Below are 18059 nucleotides of genomic sequence, written 5' to 3' on the forward strand. Positions count from 1 at the left end.
AAAAGGCACGGTTGCGGCCGTGCGTCTAAAACCCCGTTTCAACGAGCGTGTGGATCATGTGATTCCAGCCTGCGGGACCCGGTATGGGCGAACGCAGGATAATACCGTGTGTTTCCCGTTCCGTGACAGGAAGCGGTGTGTGCGACGGATTGGCGATGATGACGCCGGTATCCGCCGCCTGCAGCATGGCGAGGTCGTTCGGTGCATCGCCAAGCGCGATGGTGCGTACGTCCTCGCCCAGAGTGTCGCGGTAATATGCAACGATCTCGGCCATCCGTTCGGCCTTGGATGTCCTGGGCATCAGGGTGAGGAAACGCCCTCCCTGTGCCGCATCGTATCCGGCCGCTTCGATGTGCGCGATGAATTCCGCCTTCTGCCGGTCGGTGCCGGAGAATAGGCCGGGCTCGGAGAATCGGCGTTTCCGGGCAAGCCTTGCAGCCGCGAGCGAAAGGCCGGTGCGCGAAGCCACCTCGTCGTCGCTCCAATCGCCGAATCCCTGAAACAGCCCGGAGATTTCCTCAGGCAGGCTCTGAAGAAACGCGCGCAATGATTCGTAATGATTCGCGACTTCGGATTTGCGCCCGGGAAGGTCGACGATTCCAGCACCGTTTTCGACGATCATGGGAGAGGCGATACCGATCGCGTCAGCGATCGGCCGCATTTCGGCTTCCGTCTTGCTGCTGGCGAGAATGAGCGGGATGCCCCGCTCGGCAAGCAGATGAAGTGCAGGCTTTGCCGGCTCGAAGGAGTAGCTGTCGTGGTCGAGCAGCGTTCCGTCGAGGTCGGTAAAGACGACGATCATGCCTTCCGCTTCACGAGATGCTGACGGGTGGCATAAAGTGCGATGGCGGCCGCGTTCGATACGTTGAGCGATTTGATCGCGCCCGGCATGTCGAGACGGGCAAGAGCGCTGACGGTATCGCGGGTTTTCTGGCGAAGACCCTTGCCCTCCGACCCGAGCACTAGGGCGATCCGGTCGCCGGAAAGGGTTTCCTCCATCGGAGCAGGTCCCTCCGAATCAAGGCCGACGGAGAAGAAGCCGAGCTTGTGCAATTCTTCGAGTGCATCGGCGAGATTGGTGATCTGGATATAAGGAATAAGTTCCAGCGCACCGGAGGCCGATTTCGCGAGAACGCCCGACTCGGTCGGGCTGTGGCGCATGGTGGTGATGACTGCGCCGGCGCCGAAGGCGACAGCCGAGCGCATGATGGCGCCGACATTATGCGGATCGGTCACCTGATCGAGAACGAGCAGAAGGGGGCTGTCCTTCAGCGCATCGAGCCGGCGGGCGGGCAAGGGCCTCGTCTCCAGCATCACGCCCTGATGGATGGCATCGGGTCCGAGCACCTTGTCGAGATCCTGCGGGCTGACGATTTCCACAGGAAAGCCGAGCTGGTCGACCGGGCCGATGTCGAGTCGCACCAGCGCGTTCTGCGTAACCGAAAGCTTGATCAGCTTGCGCTCGGGGTTTTCGATCGCGGCTCGCACGGTATGCAGGCCATAAAGCTGTACCTGATCCGGCGCCAGCTGCGGCGGCGTCCAGTCGGCCGCGGACTTGCGGTGCTTCTGCGGCTGCGGCGTCGGAATTTCGCCCCTTTCGCGCTTGCTGTCGCGAACCTGGCGGCGCAGGGTCGCGTAGTGACTGTCGCGGGCGGATTTGTCGTTTTTCGGATCTTTTGCCATGCGCCCTTATAACGGCAGGAGAACGTGGGCGATAGACCTGCGCTGGCGCCGGTCGTCCACAGGCTCGATGAAAAAAATTCGGAAATTTTCGTCATTCATCGTGTTGACATGAGAAGGAGGGGCGGTCATATAGCCGCCACAGATCGCGGGGCCAACGCCTCGACGGTCTCGACTGAAAAGCTTGGTCGCTGATCCGGACGAATAACTGGAGAGATGCCCGAGTGGTTAAAGGGGACGGACTGTAAATCCGTTGGCTTCGCCTACGTTGGTTCAAATCCAACTCTCTCCACCATTCGTTCTCGGATCGAACATGCCGCGGGTATAGCTCAATGGTAGAGCAGCAGCCTTCCAAGCTGAATACGCGGGTTCGATTCCCGCTACCCGCTCCATTCTCATCTATCTAGCAAGCTGTTGTTTTTGCACGGAATATTTCGTTCGTGTGATTTGCTGTCTCTTCGTCGCGCATGTGCGCTGGCGCTATTGCGCGGTGATTCGGAGGCGCCTCCAAGCGAAAACAATTAAGTCTTGCGCAATTCCCGCGAAAGCCTTAAACGGCGGGACCAAACCGGTTCGCCGGGGCAACCCATTTCGATCATAGGAAGCATTCAAATGGCAAAGAGTAAGTTTGAGCGCACGAAGCCGCACGTTAACATCGGCACGATTGGCCACGTTGACCATGGCAAGACGTCTCTGACGGCAGCGATCACGAAGTTTTTCGGCGAATTCAAGGCCTATGACCAGATCGACGCAGCGCCGGAAGAAAAGGCTCGCGGCATCACCATCTCGACGGCCCACGTTGAGTACGAGACGGCCAACCGCCACTACGCGCACGTTGACTGCCCCGGCCACGCCGACTACGTCAAGAACATGATCACCGGTGCTGCGCAGATGGACGGCGCGATCCTGGTTTGCTCGGCCGCTGACGGCCCGATGCCGCAGACCCGCGAGCACATCCTGCTCGCTCGCCAGGTTGGCGTTCCGGCGATCGTGGTGTTCCTGAACAAGGTCGACCAGGTTGACGACGCAGAACTTCTCGAGCTCGTCGAGCTTGAAGTTCGCGAACTTCTGTCTTCCTACGACTTCCCGGGCGACGACATCCCGGTCGTCAAGGGCTCTGCTCTTGCCGCTCTGGAAGACTCGAACAAGGAAATCGGCGAAAACGCCATCCGCAAGCTGATGGAAGAAGTCGACGCGTACATTCCGACCCCGGAACGTCCGATCGACCAGCCGTTCCTGATGCCGATCGAAGACGTGTTCTCGATCTCGGGCCGTGGTACGGTTGTGACCGGCCGCGTCGAGCGTGGCATCGTCAAGGTTGGTGAAGAAGTCGAGATCGTCGGCATTCGTCCGACCTCGAAGACGACGGTTACCGGCGTTGAAATGTTCCGCAAGCTGCTCGACCAGGGCCAGGCCGGCGACAACATCGGCGCACTGGTTCGCGGTGTTAACCGTGACGGCGTCGAGCGTGGTCAGATCCTGTGCAAGCCGGGCTCTGTCAAGCCGCACAAGAAGTTCATGGCCGAAGCCTACATCCTGACGAAGGAAGAAGGCGGCCGTCATACGCCGTTCTTCACGAACTACCGTCCGCAGTTCTACTTCCGCACGACGGACGTGACGGGTATCGTTTCTCTGCCGGAAGGCACGGAAATGGTCATGCCTGGCGACAACGTCACGGTTCAGGTTGAGCTGATCGTTCCGATCGCGATGGAAGAAAAGCTGCGCTTCGCGATCCGCGAAGGCGGCCGTACCGTCGGCGCCGGCATCGTCGCATCCATCATCGAGTGATGATGGACGGGGCGATGGCGTAAGCTGCTGACGACACTAGAAGTGTTCAAATGGCGCGCAAGCGCGATTTGAATGTCGGCGCAGGCATCGTTGCATCCATCATCGAGTGATTGTTCTCCCTAACGGGATTGCAGAGAACCCCGCTGGAAACAGCGGGGTTTTTCGTTTGTAGGTACATGGAAAAGGACGGGGATGTTATGAGCGAGGTGGTGATCTGCCGGTTTACCGAAGGGGATGTGCAGGGTGTGATCGATGTCATTCTGCCGATTCAGCGCGAAGAGTTTGAAATTCCGATCTCAGCAGCCGATCAGCCGGACCTGAGCGATATTCCCGGCTTCTATCAGGTCGGAAGCGGCGACTTCTGGGTCGCGAAGATCGATGGTGTGATCGTTGGGACCATTGGCCTCAAGGACATAGGCGAGGGGCAGGCGGCGCTTCGGAAGATGTTTGTTGCCGAAGCATGGCGTGGCCGGGAATTCGGCGTGGCGACTGCGCTGCTCCAAGGACTGCTCGCCGAGGCGAAGGGTAGGGGTTTTGGGGAAGTCTATCTGGGGACGACCGCGAAATTCCTGGCAGCACACCGATTCTACGAGAAGAACGGGTTTTTGGAGATAGGTGAAAATGCCCTGCCGGAGCGCTTTCCGCGCATGGCTGTGGATACCAAATTCTACCGGATTGCGCTGGCGTAATAAGATGTTTCGCCAGGTCTCTGCCTTTTACGTGGCCGAAGAAGGTGGATCGGCTGACCTCCGGAAACGGCGCGCGACGAAAATTCGTTGCAGGTGATTGGGAAAAAACAAAAACCTGCTTGCCATTCTCGTCGGGGCACCTTAAAGAGCGCCAAGCTCGAAAGCGGCGGTTCAGAATCGAAGCTTGTCGGGAACGGCCTAGGGGTATAGCTCAGTTGGTAGAGCGGCGGTCTCCAAAACCGCAGGTCGGGGGTTCGAGCCCCTCTGCCCCTGCCATGTCCGGTTCGGCGCTAGTATTTCAGCGACGATAGGCTATAAGTCTGCGGATGGGCGCTGGCCGAAATGTCGCTGAAGGTCGGATTCCCTCTTGTTAAATCGGGAATCGATCTTTATGTAGGGTTTAAACAGACACGCGGTGCGTGGGGCTGATTAGTTCGGCTTTACGCGCCGTAAATGCGTGGGCATTAAATGGCATCCAAGGCAAATCCATTCGCGTTTCTGCAGCAGGTCCGCTCCGAGACGTCCAAGGTCACGTGGCCGTCGCGTCGCGAGACCATGATTTCGACCGCTATGGTTCTGGCCATGGTTGTCTTTGCCTCGCTGTTTTTCTTTGCCGCCGACCAGCTGATCGGTTGGCTGCTCAGACTCGTTCTGAGCCTCGGCAACTAATTAAGGGCGGACACGGACATGGCGGCACGTTGGTATATCGTCCACGCGTATTCGAATTTTGAGAAAAAGGTCGCGGAAGACATCGAGAACAAGGCTCGGCAGAAGGGTCTTGAGCATCTCTTTGAGAAGATCCTCGTTCCGACCGAGAAGGTTGTTGAGGTCCGTCGCGGTCGCAAGGTCGATAGCGAGCGCAAGTTCTTTCCCGGCTATGTGCTGGTGCGGGCGAACCTGACGGATGAGGCCTATCATCTGATCAAGAATACTCCGAAGGTTACGGGCTTCCTCGGTTCCGACAATAAGCCGGTTCCGATTCCGGATTATGAAGCTGACCGTATTCTTGGTCAGGTTCAGGAAGGTGTCGAGCGGCCGAAGTCGTCCGTCTCCTTCGAGATCGGCGAACAGGTCCGTGTTTCCGATGGTCCGTTCGCCTCGTTCAACGGCATTGTTCAGGATGTCGACGAGGAGCGGTCGCGTCTCAAGGTCGAGGTTTCGATCTTCGGCCGTGCGACCCCTGTCGAGCTGGAATACGGTCAGGTCGAAAAGGTCTGATCGGACAAGGGGAGGTGACTCCCTGATCCGCGTGGGAGGATGGTGGCCTAGTAAGCCGGGCTTTCCAGACGTACCACGCAACCGCAGCCGCCGGACTTGTTTCGGCATATTGAGCCGGGCAACCGGTTCGCAATGAAAGGCAGAGAGATATGGCTAAGAAAGTTGCAGGCCAGCTCAAGCTCCAGGTCAAGGCAGGATCGGCTAACCCGTCCCCGCCGATCGGCCCGGCACTTGGTCAGCGTGGCATTAACATCATGGAATTCTGCAAGGCGTTCAATGCCGCCACGCAGGAAATGGAAAAGGGTATGCCGATTCCGGTCGTCATCACCTATTACCAGGACAAGTCCTTCACCTTCGCGATGAAGCAGCCGCCGGTTACCTACTGGCTGAAGAAGGAAGCAAAGATCACCTCCGGTTCCAAGACTCCGGGCAAGGGTGCGAAGGTCGGTACCATCACCAAGGCTCAGGTCCGTGCGATCGCCGAAGGCAAGATGAAGGACCTGAACGCTGCTGACGTCGAAGGCGCAATGGCAATGGTTGAGGGTTCCGCCCGCTCCATGGGCCTGGAAGTGGTAGGTTGATCATGGCTAAGCTCGCAAAGCGCATTCAGAAGATCCGCGAAGGCGTTGATCCGACTAAGCTTGTTGCTCTGACCGACGCCATCGTCATGGTCAAGGAACGTGCCGTCGCCAAGTTCGATGAAACCATCGAAATCGCAATGAACCTCGGTGTTGACCCGCGTCACGCCGACCAGATGGTTCGCGGCGTTGTCAATCTGCCGAACGGTACGGGCCGCGATGTTCGCGTTGCCGTCTTCGCTCGCGGCGCCAAGGCTGATGAAGCCAAGGCTGCTGGTGCAGACATCGTTGGTGCGGAAGAACTGGTCGAAATCGTCCAGGGCGGCAAGATCGATTTCGATCGCTGCATCGCGACCCCGGACATGATGCCGCTCGTCGGTCGTCTCGGTAAGGTTCTCGGCCCGCGTGGCATGATGCCGAACCCGAAGGTCGGTACGGTAACCATGGATGTCGCCGGAGCTGTCAAGGCTTCCAAGGGCGGTGCCGTTGAGTTCCGCGTCGAAAAGGCCGGTATCATTCACGCCGGTATCGGCAAGGCTTCCTTCGACGCCAAGGCGCTCGAAGAAAACATCAAGGCCTTCGCTGACGCCGTCGTCAAGGCAAAGCCGGCTGGCGCCAAGGGTAACTATGTCAAGCGCGTAGCTATCTCGTCGACCATGGGCCCGGGCGTCAAGATCGACCCGTCGACCGTTACGGCCTGATTTCTCCGGGATCCCCAGGGATCCCGGTTTTAAAGAATTCCCGGTCCTTCGGGGCCGGGAGTATCCGGGGAAACCCGGATTTCCTGTCCGAGATTGCTGGCGGCTTCGGCCTTAATATATGCCGGCATGAGACGGGTAAGACCCGAGATTTTTCTAAGGTGCCATGCACCGCTGAAGTGTCGGTTCGAGCCTAGTGTGCCTTGTGCCTGGAGCCTTCGGGTGACAGTGCGAGGGGACAGGATCCTCAAGCGTCGCTTGGGATCTGACGAGTTTGGATCCCTTGAGGCAAAAGGCAAACCCGATGGGGCCTGCAGGATTGCGGTCCCGTCTACTGGAGACAGACAGTGGAAAGAGCGGAAAAACGCGAATTCGTCACAGAACTGAACGAAGTCTTCAAGGCTTCCGGTTCGGTTGTTGTGGCCCACTATGCTGGTGTCACGGTTGCGCAGATGAACGATTTTCGTTCGAAGATGCGCGCTGCTGGCGGCACCGTCAAAGTCGCGAAGAACCGCCTGGCCAAGATCGCTCTTCAGGGCACGGAGTCGGAAGGGATGACCAATCTCTTCAAGGGTCAGACGCTGATCGCATTCAGCAATGATCCTATTACGGCTCCGAAGGTCGTCATGGAATTCGCCAAGACCAACGACAAGCTCGTTGTCCTCGGTGGTGCCATGGGAACAACTACGCTCACCGCCGATGCAGTCAAGTCGCTTGCGACCCTGCCTTCGCTGGATGAACTGCGTGCGAAGCTGCTGGGCATGATCCAGACTCCGGCTACCCGCATCGCAGGCGTTGTTGCAGCGCCGGCAAGCCAGCTTGCTCGCGTGTTCTCGGCCTATGCCAAGAAGGACGAAGCCGCGTAAGGCGGTTTTTCGCTGTTCATATCAAACCAGTTCGAATCGAACCGAACACTTATAAGGAACTAATAAAATGGCTGATCTCGCAAAGATCGTTGAAGACCTCTCCTCGCTGACCGTTCTGGAAGCTGCTGAGCTTTCCAAGCTGCTCGAAGAGAAGTGGGGCGTTTCCGCTGCTGCTCCGGTGGCTGTTGCCGCTGTTGCTGGCGGTGCAGGCGCTGCTGCTGCTGCTGAAGAAGAAAAGACCGAATTCGACGTCATCCTGACGGACGCCGGCGCTAACAAGATCAACGTGATCAAGGAAGTTCGCGCTATCACCGGTCTCGGCCTCAAGGAAGCCAAGGACCTCGTCGAAGGCGCTCCGAAGGCTGTCAAGGAAGCCGTTTCGAAGGCTGAAGCTGCTGACCTCAAGAAGAAGCTTGAGGACGCCGGCGCCAAGGTCGACGTTAAGTAATATCGGAAATGGTCGTTGGGAGAGGGTGGTATCGCTCTCTCCCGACTGCTTGTTCCTTTGAAACTATTACCCAAAAGCCGGTAAAACGGCTTTTGGGTAATGGGTTCTTCAAGAGGATGGTCTCCACCAGGGCTTCCGGCAATCCGGCCGCAGGTTCTGGAAAGCGAGACGAGATTGAACGATCCATTGATTGACGGAGCCGACTGGCCAGCGGTGTCCGTCTGTTGCAGGCCCGGATGCAAAATTGACAAGGAGCGACGATGGCTCAGACCCTATCGTTTAACGGTCGCAGGCGCGTACGCAAGTTTTTTGGAAAAATCCCAGAAGTCGCGGAAATGCCGAACCTCATCGAGGTTCAGAAGGCCTCTTATGACCAGTTCCTCATGGTCGACGAGCCGCAAGGCGGCCGTCCCGACGAGGGACTTCAAGCTGTTTTCAAGTCCGTATTCCCGATCACCGACTTCTCCGGCGCATCCATGTTGGAATTCGTTTCATACGAATTCGAGCCGCCGAAGTTTGACGTGGACGAATGCCGTCAGCGCGACCTGACCTACGCAGCGCCGCTCAAGGTGACGCTGCGCCTCATCGTGTTCGATATCGACGAGGATACCGGTGCCCGGTCGATCAAGGACATCAAGGAACAGTCGGTCTACATGGGCGACATGCCGCTGATGACCAACAACGGTACCTTCATCGTCAACGGTACCGAACGCGTTATCGTGTCCCAGATGCACCGCTCTCCGGGCGTGTTCTTCGACCACGACAAGGGCAAGAGCCACTCCTCGGGCAAGCTGCTTTTTGCCGCCCGCGTCATCCCGTACCGCGGTTCCTGGCTTGACATCGAGTTCGACGCCAAGGACATCGTTCACGCCCGTATCGACCGTCGCCGCAAGATTCCGGTGACGTCGCTGCTGATGGCGCTGGGCATGGACGGCGAGGAAATTCTCTCGACCTTCTACACCAAGTCGACCTACGCCCGTGACGGCAAGGGTTGGCGCATTCCTTTCCAGCCGGAAACGCTGAAGGGCGCCAAGACCATTTCCGACATGATCGACGCCGATACCGGCGAAGTCGTTGTCGAAGGCGGCAAGAAACTGACTCCGCGCCTGCTTCGCCAGTTGACCGACAAGGGCCTGAAGGCTCTCAAGGCTTCCGACGAGGATCTCTATGGCAACTATCTCGCTGAAGACATGGTCAACGTGTCGACCGGTGAGATCTACATGGAAGCCGGCGACGAGATCGACGAGAAGAGCCTCGCGCACCTTCTGGGTGCCGGTTTCGACGAGATCCCGGTTCTGGGCATCGACCACATCAACGTCGGCGCCTATATCCGCAACACGTTGTCGGCTGACAAGAACGAAAACCGTCAGGACGCGCTGTTCGACATCTACCGCGTCATGCGTCCGGGTGAGCCGCCGACCATGGATTCCGCGGAAGCCATGTTCAACTCGCTGTTCTTCGACGCCGAGCGCTACGACCTTTCGGCCGTCGGTCGCGTCAAGATGAACATGCGCCTCGACCTGCAGGTGGAAGATACCGTTCGCGTTCTGCGCAAGGACGACATCCTGGCCGTGGTCAAGATGCTGGTCGAACTGCGCGACGGCAAGGGTGAAATCGACGACATCGACAACCTCGGCAACCGCCGTGTTCGTTCTGTCGGCGAACTGATGGAAAACCAGTACCGCCTCGGCCTGCTGCGCATGGAGCGTGCGATCAAGGAACGCATGTCGTCGATCGAAATCGACACCGTCATGCCGCAGGACCTGATCAACGCAAAGCCGGCAGCAGCTGCCGTCCGAGAATTCTTCGGCTCCTCGCAGCTGTCGCAGTTCATGGACCAGGTGAACCCGCTTTCGGAAATCACCCACAAGCGCCGTCTTTCGGCTCTTGGCCCGGGTGGTCTGACCCGCGAGCGCGCAGGCTTCGAAGTCCGCGACGTTCATCCGACCCACTACGGCCGTATTTGCCCGATCGAAACGCCGGAAGGCCCGAACATCGGTCTGATCAACTCGCTTGCCACCTTCGCCCGCGTCAACAAGTACGGCTTCATTGAGAGCCCGTACCGCAAGATCGTCGACGGCGTTGTCACCAAGGACGTGATCTACCTCTCCGCCATGGAAGAGGCCAAGTATTACGTGGCCCAGGCCAATTCCGAGCTGACTGCCGAAGGCGCGTTCGTTGAAGAGTTCGTGGTTTGCCGTCACGCCGGCGAAGTCATGCTGTCTCCGCGCGACACCATCAACCTGATGGACGTTTCGCCGAAGCAGCTTGTCTCCGTCGCAGCGGCTCTGATCCCGTTCCTCGAAAACGATGACGCCAACCGCGCTCTCATGGGCTCGAACATGCAGCGTCAGGCCGTTCCGCTCCTGCGTGCGGAAGCTCCGTTCGTCGGTACCGGCATGGAGCCGGTCGTTGCCCGTGACTCCGGCGCAGCTATTGCTGCCCGTCGTGGCGGCGTTGTCGACCAGGTTGACGCGACCCGTATCGTTATCCGCGCCACCGAAGACCTCGATCCGTCGAAGTCCGGCGTCGATATCTACCGCCTGATGAAGTTCCAGCGTTCGAACCAGAACACCTGCGTCAACCAGCGCCCGCTGGTTTCTGTTGGTGACGTTCTGAACAAGGGTGACATCATCGCTGACGGTCCGTCGACCGATCTCGGTGACCTGGCTCTCGGCCGCAACGCGCTCGTCGCGTTCATGCCGTGGAACGGTTACAACTACGAAGACTCGATCCTGATGTCCGAGCGTATCGTAGCCGACGACGTGTTCACCTCCATCCACATCGAGGAATTCGAAGTGATGGCGCGTGACACCAAGCTTGGTCCGGAAGAAATCACGCGCGACATTCCGAACGTTTCGGAAGAAGCGCTGAAGAACCTCGACGAAGCCGGTATCGTCTACATTGGTGCGGAAGTCGCTCCGGGCGACATTCTCGTCGGCAAGATCACGCCGAAGGGCGAAAGCCCGATGACGCCGGAAGAGAAGCTTCTGCGCGCCATCTTCGGTGAAAAGGCTTCCGACGTTCGCGATACCTCCATGCGCATGCCTCCGGGCACGTTCGGCACCATCGTCGAAGTTCGCGTCTTCAACCGCCACGGCGTTGAGAAGGACGAACGTGCGATGGCAATCGAGCGCGAGGAAATCGAACGCCTCGCGAAGGACCGCGACGACGAACAGGCGATCCTCGACCGTAACGTCTACGGTCGCCTGCTCGACATGCTGCGTGGTCAGGTTTCGGTTGCAGGTCCGAAGGGCTTCAAGAAGGGCGTCGAGCTCTCGAATGCGGTCGTTTCCGAATACCCGCGTTCGCAGTGGTGGATGTTCGCCGTGGAGGACGAGAAGGTCCAGGGCGAGATCGAAGCCCTGCGTGGCCAGTACGACGAATCCAAGTCGCGCCTTGAACAGCGTTTCATGGACAAGGTCGAAAAGGTCCAGCGCGGCGACGAAATGCCTCCGGGCGTCATGAAGATGGTCAAGGTCTTCGTTGCTGTGAAGCGCAAGATCCAGCCGGGCGACAAGATGGCCGGCCGTCACGGTAACAAGGGCGTTGTCTCGCGTATCGTGCCCGTCGAAGACATGCCGTTCCTTGAAGACGGTACGCATGTCGATATCTGCTTGAACCCGCTCGGCGTTCCTTCGCGAATGAACGTTGGCCAGATCCTCGAGACCCATCTTGCCTGGGCTTGTGCAGGCATGGGCAAGAAGATCGGCGAGCTGCTCGACGAGTATCGCAAGACGATGGACATTACCGACCTGAAGACCGAGTTGACGGAAGTCTACGCGTCTCAGGCTAAGGATGAAGTCTCCAACTTCGACGATGATTCGCTCGTCAAGCTGGCGGAACAGTCCCGCAGGGGTGTCTCCATTGCGACGCCGGTCTTCGACGGTGCGCATGAGCCCGACGTTGCAGCCATGCTGACGCGCGCCGGCCTGCATTCGTCCGGTCAGTCGGTTCTGTACGATGGCCGGACCGGTGAGCCCTTCGACCGCAAGGTGACCGTAGGCTACATGTACATGATCAAGCTCAACCACCTGGTTGACGACAAGATCCACGCCCGTTCGATCGGTCCTTACTCGCTCGTTACCCAGCAGCCGTTGGGCGGCAAGGCGCAGTTCGGCGGTCAGCGCTTCGGGGAAATGGAAGTCTGGGCTCTGGAAGCCTACGGCGCCGCCTACACCCTGCAGGAAATGCTGACGGTGAAGTCGGACGACGTGGCCGGTCGTACCAAGGTCTACGAAGCGATCGTCCGTGGCGACGACACCTTCGAGGCCGGCATTCCGGAGAGCTTCAACGTTCTCGTCAAGGAAATGCGGTCGCTGGGTCTTAGCGTCGAGCTTGAGAACTCCAAGATCGATGCTGCAGCCGAGGCCAGCCTGCCCGACGCGGCGGAATGATGTTTTGACAAGGCGTGCGCTGTCGCGAGGCAGCGCACGTATCCCGCCCTTCGGAACGTTCGGAAGGGCAGGGAGTTTCGCCGCATTTTGCGGTTATTGTCATTCTAAGGCCTGATGCGGTGGCCCGGGAATTCGCCGCTTTCAGTGCCAAGCAAGGGCACATCGCCCGTTAAGGAGATAGGCATGAACCAAGAGGTCATGAACCTTTTCAACCCGCAGGTGCCGGCACAGCACTTCGATTCCATCCGGATCTCGATCGCGAGCCCGGAGAAGATCCTGTCCTGGTCCTATGGCGAGATCAAGAAGCCCGAGACCATCAACTACCGTACGTTCAAGCCCGAGCGTGACGGTCTGTTCTGCGCGCGCATCTTCGGACCTATCAAGGACTACGAGTGCCTGTGCGGCAAGTACAAGCGCATGAAGTACAAGGGCATCATCTGCGAAAAGTGCGGCGTCGAAGTCACGCTGTCGCGCGTTCGCCGCGAGCGCATGGGCCACATCGAGCTCGCAGCCCCCGTTGCCCACATCTGGTTCCTGAAGTCGCTTCCCTCGCGTATCTCGACACTGCTCGACATGACGCTGAAGGATGTCGAGCGCGTTCTCTATTTCGAGAACTACATCGTGACCGAGCCGGGCCTGACCTCGCTCAAGGAAAACCAGCTTCTCAGCGAAGAAGAATACATGATGGCCGTCGACGAGTTCGGCGAAGACCAGTTCACCGCCATGATCGGTGCTGAAGCCATCTATGAAATGCTTGCTTCGATGAACCTCGAGAAGATCGCTGGCGATCTGCGCTCCGAGCTTGCCGACACCACGTCGGATCTCAAGCAGAAGAAGCTGATGAAGCGCCTGAAGATCGTCGAGAACTTCATGGAATCCGGTAACCGCCCGGAATGGATGATCATGAAGGTCGTCCCGGTCATCCCGCCGGACCTGCGCCCGCTGGTTCCGCTCGATGGCGGCCGCTTCGCGACCTCTGACCTCAACGATCTCTATCGTCGCGTCATCAACCGTAACAACCGTCTGAAGCGCCTGATCGAACTGCGCGCACCGGGCATCATCATCCGCAACGAAAAGCGCATGCTGCAGGAATCTGTCGATGCGCTGTTCGACAACGGCCGTCGCGGCCGCGTCATCACCGGCGCCAACAAGCGTCCGCTGAAGTCGCTGTCCGACATGCTCAAGGGCAAGCAGGGACGCTTCCGCCAGAACCTTCTCGGCAAGCGCGTCGACTATTCCGGCCGTTCGGTCATCGTGACCGGTCCGGAACTCAAGCTGCACCAGTGCGGCCTGCCGAAGAAGATGGCGCTCGAACTGTTCAAGCCGTTCATCTATGCCCGCCTCGATGCCAAGGGTTACTCCTCGACCGTCAAGCAGGCCAAGAAGCTGGTTGAAAAGGAAAAGCCGGAAGTCTGGGATATCCTCGACGAGGTCATCCGCGAGCATCCGGTTCTCCTGAACCGCGCACCGACGCTGCACCGCCTGGGCATCCAGGCCTTCGAACCGACCCTGGTCGAAGGCAAGGCCATCCAGCTGCATCCGCTCGTCTGCACCGCCTTCAACGCCGACTTCGACGGCGACCAGATGGCCGTTCACGTGCCGCTGTCGCTCGAAGCCCAGCTTGAAGCCCGCGTGCTGATGATGTCGACGAACAACATCCTGCATCCGGCAAACGGCGCCCCGATCATCGTTCCTTCGCAGGACATGGTTCTCGGCCTGTACTACCTGTCGATCCTGAACCAGAACGAGCCGGGCGAAGGCATGGCCTTCTCCGACATGGGCGAGCTGCAGCACGCTCTGGAAAACAAGGTCGTCACGCTGCATGCCAAGATCAAGGGCCGCTTCAAAACCGTGGACGCCGAAGGCAACCCGGTTTCGAAGATCTTCGACACCACTCCGGGTCGTCTGATCATCGGCGAACTGCTGCCGAAGAACGTCAACGTGCCGTTCGACATCTGCAACCAGGAAATGACCAAGAAGAACATCTCCAAGATGATCGACACGGTCTACCGCCATTGCGGCCAGAAGGACACGGTCATTTTCTGCGACCGCATCATGCAGCTCGGCTTCGCCCATGCTTGCCGTGCCGGCATTTCGTTCGGCAAGGACGACATGGTCATTCCGGACAGCAAGGTGAAGATCGTCGGCGATACCGAAGCTCTGGTGAAGGAATACGAACAGCAGTACAACGACGGCCTGATCACTCAGGGCGAGAAGTACAACAAGGTCGTTGATGCCTGGGGCAAGGCTACCGAAAAGGTCGCCGAAGACATGATGGCCCGTATTAAGGCCGTCGAATTCGACGCCGAGACCGGTCGCCAGAAGCCGATGAACGCGATCTACATGATGTCCCACTCGGGCGCCCGTGGTTCTCCGAACCAGATGCGTCAGCTGGGCGGCATGCGCGGCCTCATGGCCAAGCCGTCGGGCGAAATCATCGAGACGCCGATCATCTCGAACTTCAAGGAAGGCCTGACCGTTAACGAGTACTTCAACTCGACCCACGGTGCCCGTAAGGGTCTGGCAGACACCGCCTTGAAGACCGCGAACTCCGGTTACCTGACCCGCCGTCTCGTCGACGTCGCACAGGATTGCATCGTCAATCTGGTCGATTGCGGTACCGAGAGCGGCCTTACCATGACTGCCATCGTCGATGCCGGTCAGGTGGTGGCTTCCATCGGCGCACGTGTCCTCGGTCGTACCGCTCTGGATGATATCGATCATCCGGTCACGGGTGCCCGCATCGTCGATGCAGGCCGCATGATCCTCGAAGCCGACGTCGTCGAAATCGAGAAGGCTGGCATCCAGTCCATCCGTATCCGTTCGGCATTGACCTGCGCGGTACAGACGGGCGTTTGCTCGGTCTGCTACGGTCGAGATCTCGCCCGCGGTACGCCGGTCAACATGGGTGAAGCTGTCGGTGTTATCGCCGCGCAGTCGATCGGTGAGCCGGGTACCCAGCTTACCATGCGTACCTTCCACCTTGGCGGCACCGCCAACGTGGTCGACCAGTCGTTCCTCGAAGCATCGTACGAAGGTACGATCGCGATCAAGAACCGTAACCTGCTGCGCAACTCGGAAGGCAATCTCATTGCCATGGGCCGCAACATGGCGATCACCATTCTGGATGAGCGCGGCGTCGAGCGTTCGTCGCAGCGTGTCGCCTACGGTTCGAAGGTCTTCGTGGATGATGCCGACAAGGTCCGCCGCGGTCAGCGTCTTGCGGAGTGGGATGCGTATACCCGCCCGATGATGACGGAAGTCGAAGGTATCGTACACTTCGAGGATGTTGTCGACGGTCTCTCCGTTTTGGAAGCGACCGACGAGTCGACCGGTATCACGAAGCGTCAGGTTATCGACTGGCGTTCGACGCCGCGTGGCGCCGACCTCAAGCCGGCGATCGTCATCAAGGATGCTTCCGGCAATGTCCTGAAGCTTTCCCGCGGTGGCGAAGCCCGCTTCCAGCTGTCGGTTGACGCAATTCTGTCGGTTGAACCCGGCCAGAAGGTCTCCCAGGGTGACGTGCTTGCACGTTCGCCGCTGGAAAGCGCCAAGACCAAGGACATCACCGGTGGTCTGCCGCGTGTTGCCGAGTTGTTCGAAGCCCGTCGTCCGAAGGATCACGCCATCATCGCTGAGATTGATGGTACGATCCGCCTCGGCCGCGACTACAAGAACAAGCGTCGCGTCATCATCGAGCCGGCGGAAGACGGTGTCGAGCCGGTCGAGTACCTGATCCCGAAGGGCAAGCCCTTCCATCTTCAGGATGGCGACTACATCGAAAAGGGCGACTACATCCTCGACGGTAACCCGGCTCCGCACGACATCCTGGCGATCAAGGGCGTGGAAGCACTCGCTTCCTACTTGGTCAACGAAATCCAGGAAGTCTACCGACTGCAGGGCGTTGTGATCAACGACAAGCACATCGAGGTGATCGTTCGCCAGATGCTGCAGAAGGTCGAGATCACCGACTCCGGCGACAGCCAGTATATCGTCGGCGACAACGTCGACCGGATCGAACTGGACGAGGTCAACGAGCGCCTGGTCGAGGAAGGCAAGAAGCCGGCTTACGGCGATCCGGTCCTTCTCGGCATCACCAAGGCCTCGCTGCAGACCCCGTCGTTCATCTCGGCCGCATCCTTCCAGGAAACCACCAAGGTTCTCACGGAAGCTGCGATCGCCGGCAAGACCGACACGCTGCAGGGCCTCAAGGAAAACGTCATCGTCGGCCGCCTCATCCCGGCTGGTACCGGCGGTACCATGACGCAGATCCGTCGCATTGCGACGAATCGCGACGAGCTCATCCTCGAGGAGCGCAAGAAGGGTACGGGTGCGGATGTCGCAACCCCGATGCTGCAGGATCTCGCTTCGGTCGAGAACGCTCCGGCCGCAGAATAAGCCAAATCGGGCGGTGCGCTTTTGTCGCACCGCACACTTGACGATTGAGAGGCGCCCGGAGCTTTCGGGCGCCTTTTTTCGTTGCACCCCATATTCGCCGGCACTAAGCATTGATCGAGCGCAAAGCTGCGATTTAGAATTATTCTAATATTAGTCTCGTTCACAACGAACGGAGGCTATTATGAAAAGACTACTGACTTCGGTCGCAGTATTGCTTCTGGCAACCTCGGCGTTTTCCGCCGATCCCGTCCCCGCGGACCTCAGGGAAACTGCGCTCGGCGCTTTCAGACCTTTGCCGTCCACCATCCCCGCGGTGGCCAACAATCCGATCACGCCTGAGAAGATCGCGCTCGGAAGGGCGCTGTTCTTTGATCCCCGCATCTCGGCATCGGGCGTTTTCTCGTGCAATTCCTGCCACAACCTTGCGACCGGCGGCGACGACAACCTCGAGACCTCGATCGGTCACGGCTGGCAGAAAGGCCCGCGCAACGCGCCGACTGCACTCAATGCGGTCTTCAATATTGCCCAGTTCTGGGATGGTCGCGCCGAAGATCTGAAGGCTCAGGCCAAGGGACCGGTGCAGGCTGGCGTGGAGATGGCGAATACTCCGACCCAGGTCGTGGCGACGCTGAAGTCGATGCCGCAATATGTCGAATGGTTCAAGGCCGCCTTTCCCAGTGAGGAAGACCCGGTCACCTTCGATAATTTCGCCAAGGCGATTGAGGCGTTCGAAGCAACCCTGATCACGCCCGCACCGTTTGACGCCTATCTGAACGGTGATGACGCCGCCATGAGCACGGAGCAGAAACAGGGTCTGGCGCTCTTCATGGATAAGGGCTGCTCGTCCTGCCATACCGGTATCAATGTCGGCGGTGAGGGATATTACCCCTTCGGCCTGATCGAGAAGCCTGGTGCCGATGTGCTGCCCGCAAATGACAAGGGTCGCTTTGCCGTCACCAACACGGCGGACGACTCCTACGTCTTCCGCGCTGCGCCATTGCGTAACGTCGCCCTGACGGCCCCTTACTTCCATTCCGGCAAGGTCTGGAACCTCAAGCAGGCGGTTGCCATCATGGGCACAGCCCAGCTGGGTGAGGAGTTGAACGACGAAGAAGTCACCCTGATCGTCGCATTCCTCGACTCTCTGACCGGCAAGATGCCGGAGGTCACCTATCCGGTGCTGCCGGCTGAGACAGATACCACCCCCAAGCCGAGCGGCGAGGTGGTCAAGAACTGATCCGGCCTGAGTGCCGAAAAAAGAGAAGGGCCGTCGGAAATCCGGCGGCCCTTCCGTATTAT

13 protein-coding genes and 3 tRNA genes are annotated in these 18059 nt (G+C 59.1%); 14 read left to right on the top strand and 2 right to left on the bottom strand.

Going from position 1 to position 18059, the window contains the following annotated elements; genetic code table 11:
• Positions 1–25: 25 nt before the first annotated feature.
• Both NBH21_RS04825 and rlmB read right to left on the bottom strand, forming a co-directional pair.
• On the bottom strand, positions 26–802 hold the full coding sequence (locus NBH21_RS04825; RefSeq protein WP_250912769.1) for an HAD-IIB family hydrolase: 777 nt from the start codon (positions 800–802) through the stop codon (positions 26–28).
• Positions 799–1683 (bottom strand): 23S rRNA (guanosine(2251)-2'-O)-methyltransferase RlmB, encoded by an 885-nt coding sequence (gene rlmB, locus NBH21_RS04830; protein ID WP_250912770.1) that lies wholly within the window; start codon positions 1681–1683, stop codon positions 799–801. Before rlmB ends, NBH21_RS04825 begins: the two co-directional genes overlap by 4 nt.
• A gap of 207 nt (positions 1684–1890) precedes the next feature.
• Between rlmB and NBH21_RS04835 the strand changes: the two genes are divergently transcribed.
• The 14 genes from NBH21_RS04835 (at position 1891) to NBH21_RS04900 (ending at position 17997) form a co-directional block, all read left to right on the top strand.
• Positions 1891–1975 (top strand) — tRNA-Tyr (locus NBH21_RS04835).
• Positions 1976–1998: 23 nt separating this feature from the next.
• A tRNA-Gly gene (locus NBH21_RS04840) sits at positions 1999–2072 on the top strand.
• 220 nt (positions 2073–2292) lie between these two features.
• Entirely contained in the window at positions 2293–3468 is a 1176-nt protein-coding gene (gene tuf, locus NBH21_RS04845) for an elongation factor Tu (protein WP_163904961.1), read from the top strand.
• 197 nt (positions 3469–3665) lie between these two features.
• A complete protein-coding gene (locus NBH21_RS04850; protein WP_250913279.1) occupies positions 3666–4157 on the top strand; it encodes a GNAT family N-acetyltransferase in 492 nt (163 codons plus the stop codon).
• Positions 4158–4357: 200 nt separating this feature from the next.
• Positions 4358–4433: transfer RNA gene (locus NBH21_RS04855), tRNA-Trp, on the top strand.
• 192 nt (positions 4434–4625) lie between these two features.
• Positions 4626–4826, top strand: a complete 201-nt coding sequence (gene secE / locus NBH21_RS04860; protein WP_112831869.1) for a preprotein translocase subunit SecE — start codon at positions 4626–4628, stop codon at positions 4824–4826.
• 18 nt (positions 4827–4844) lie between these two features.
• Positions 4845–5375 (top strand): transcription termination/antitermination protein NusG, encoded by a 531-nt coding sequence (nusG, locus tag NBH21_RS04865; protein WP_099057544.1) that lies wholly within the window; start codon positions 4845–4847, stop codon positions 5373–5375.
• A 149-nt stretch (positions 5376–5524) separates the two neighbouring features.
• Positions 5525–5956, top strand: a complete 432-nt coding sequence (gene rplK, locus NBH21_RS04870; RefSeq protein ID WP_099057545.1) for a 50S ribosomal protein L11 — start codon at positions 5525–5527, stop codon at positions 5954–5956.
• Positions 5957–5958: 2 nt separating this feature from the next.
• Positions 5959–6654, top strand: a complete 696-nt coding sequence (rplA, locus tag NBH21_RS04875; protein WP_163904965.1) for a 50S ribosomal protein L1 — start codon at positions 5959–5961, stop codon at positions 6652–6654.
• A gap of 344 nt (positions 6655–6998) precedes the next feature.
• Positions 6999–7517, top strand: coding sequence for a 50S ribosomal protein L10 (rplJ, locus tag NBH21_RS04880; protein ID WP_250913280.1), 519 nt, complete (start codon positions 6999–7001; stop codon positions 7515–7517).
• A 67-nt stretch (positions 7518–7584) separates the two neighbouring features.
• Positions 7585–7965, top strand: a complete 381-nt coding sequence (gene rplL, locus NBH21_RS04885) for a 50S ribosomal protein L7/L12 (protein ID WP_250913281.1) — start codon at positions 7585–7587, stop codon at positions 7963–7965.
• A 260-nt stretch (positions 7966–8225) separates the two neighbouring features.
• Entirely contained in the window at positions 8226–12362 is a 4137-nt protein-coding gene (rpoB, locus tag NBH21_RS04890) for a DNA-directed RNA polymerase subunit beta (protein ID WP_250913282.1), read from the top strand.
• 183 nt (positions 12363–12545) lie between these two features.
• Positions 12546–16760: a DNA-directed RNA polymerase subunit beta' gene (rpoC, locus tag NBH21_RS04895; RefSeq protein ID WP_250913283.1), complete on the top strand. Its 4215-nt coding sequence runs from the start codon at positions 12546–12548 to the stop codon at positions 16758–16760.
• A gap of 181 nt (positions 16761–16941) precedes the next feature.
• Positions 16942–17997, top strand: a complete 1056-nt coding sequence (locus tag NBH21_RS04900; RefSeq protein ID WP_250913284.1) for a cytochrome-c peroxidase — start codon at positions 16942–16944, stop codon at positions 17995–17997.
• The last annotated feature ends 62 nt before the right edge of the window (positions 17998–18059 follow it).

This window comes from Ciceribacter sichuanensis, from assembly GCF_024055605.1.
Classification (GTDB): Bacteria; Pseudomonadota; Alphaproteobacteria; order Rhizobiales; family Rhizobiaceae; genus Allorhizobium; species Allorhizobium sichuanense.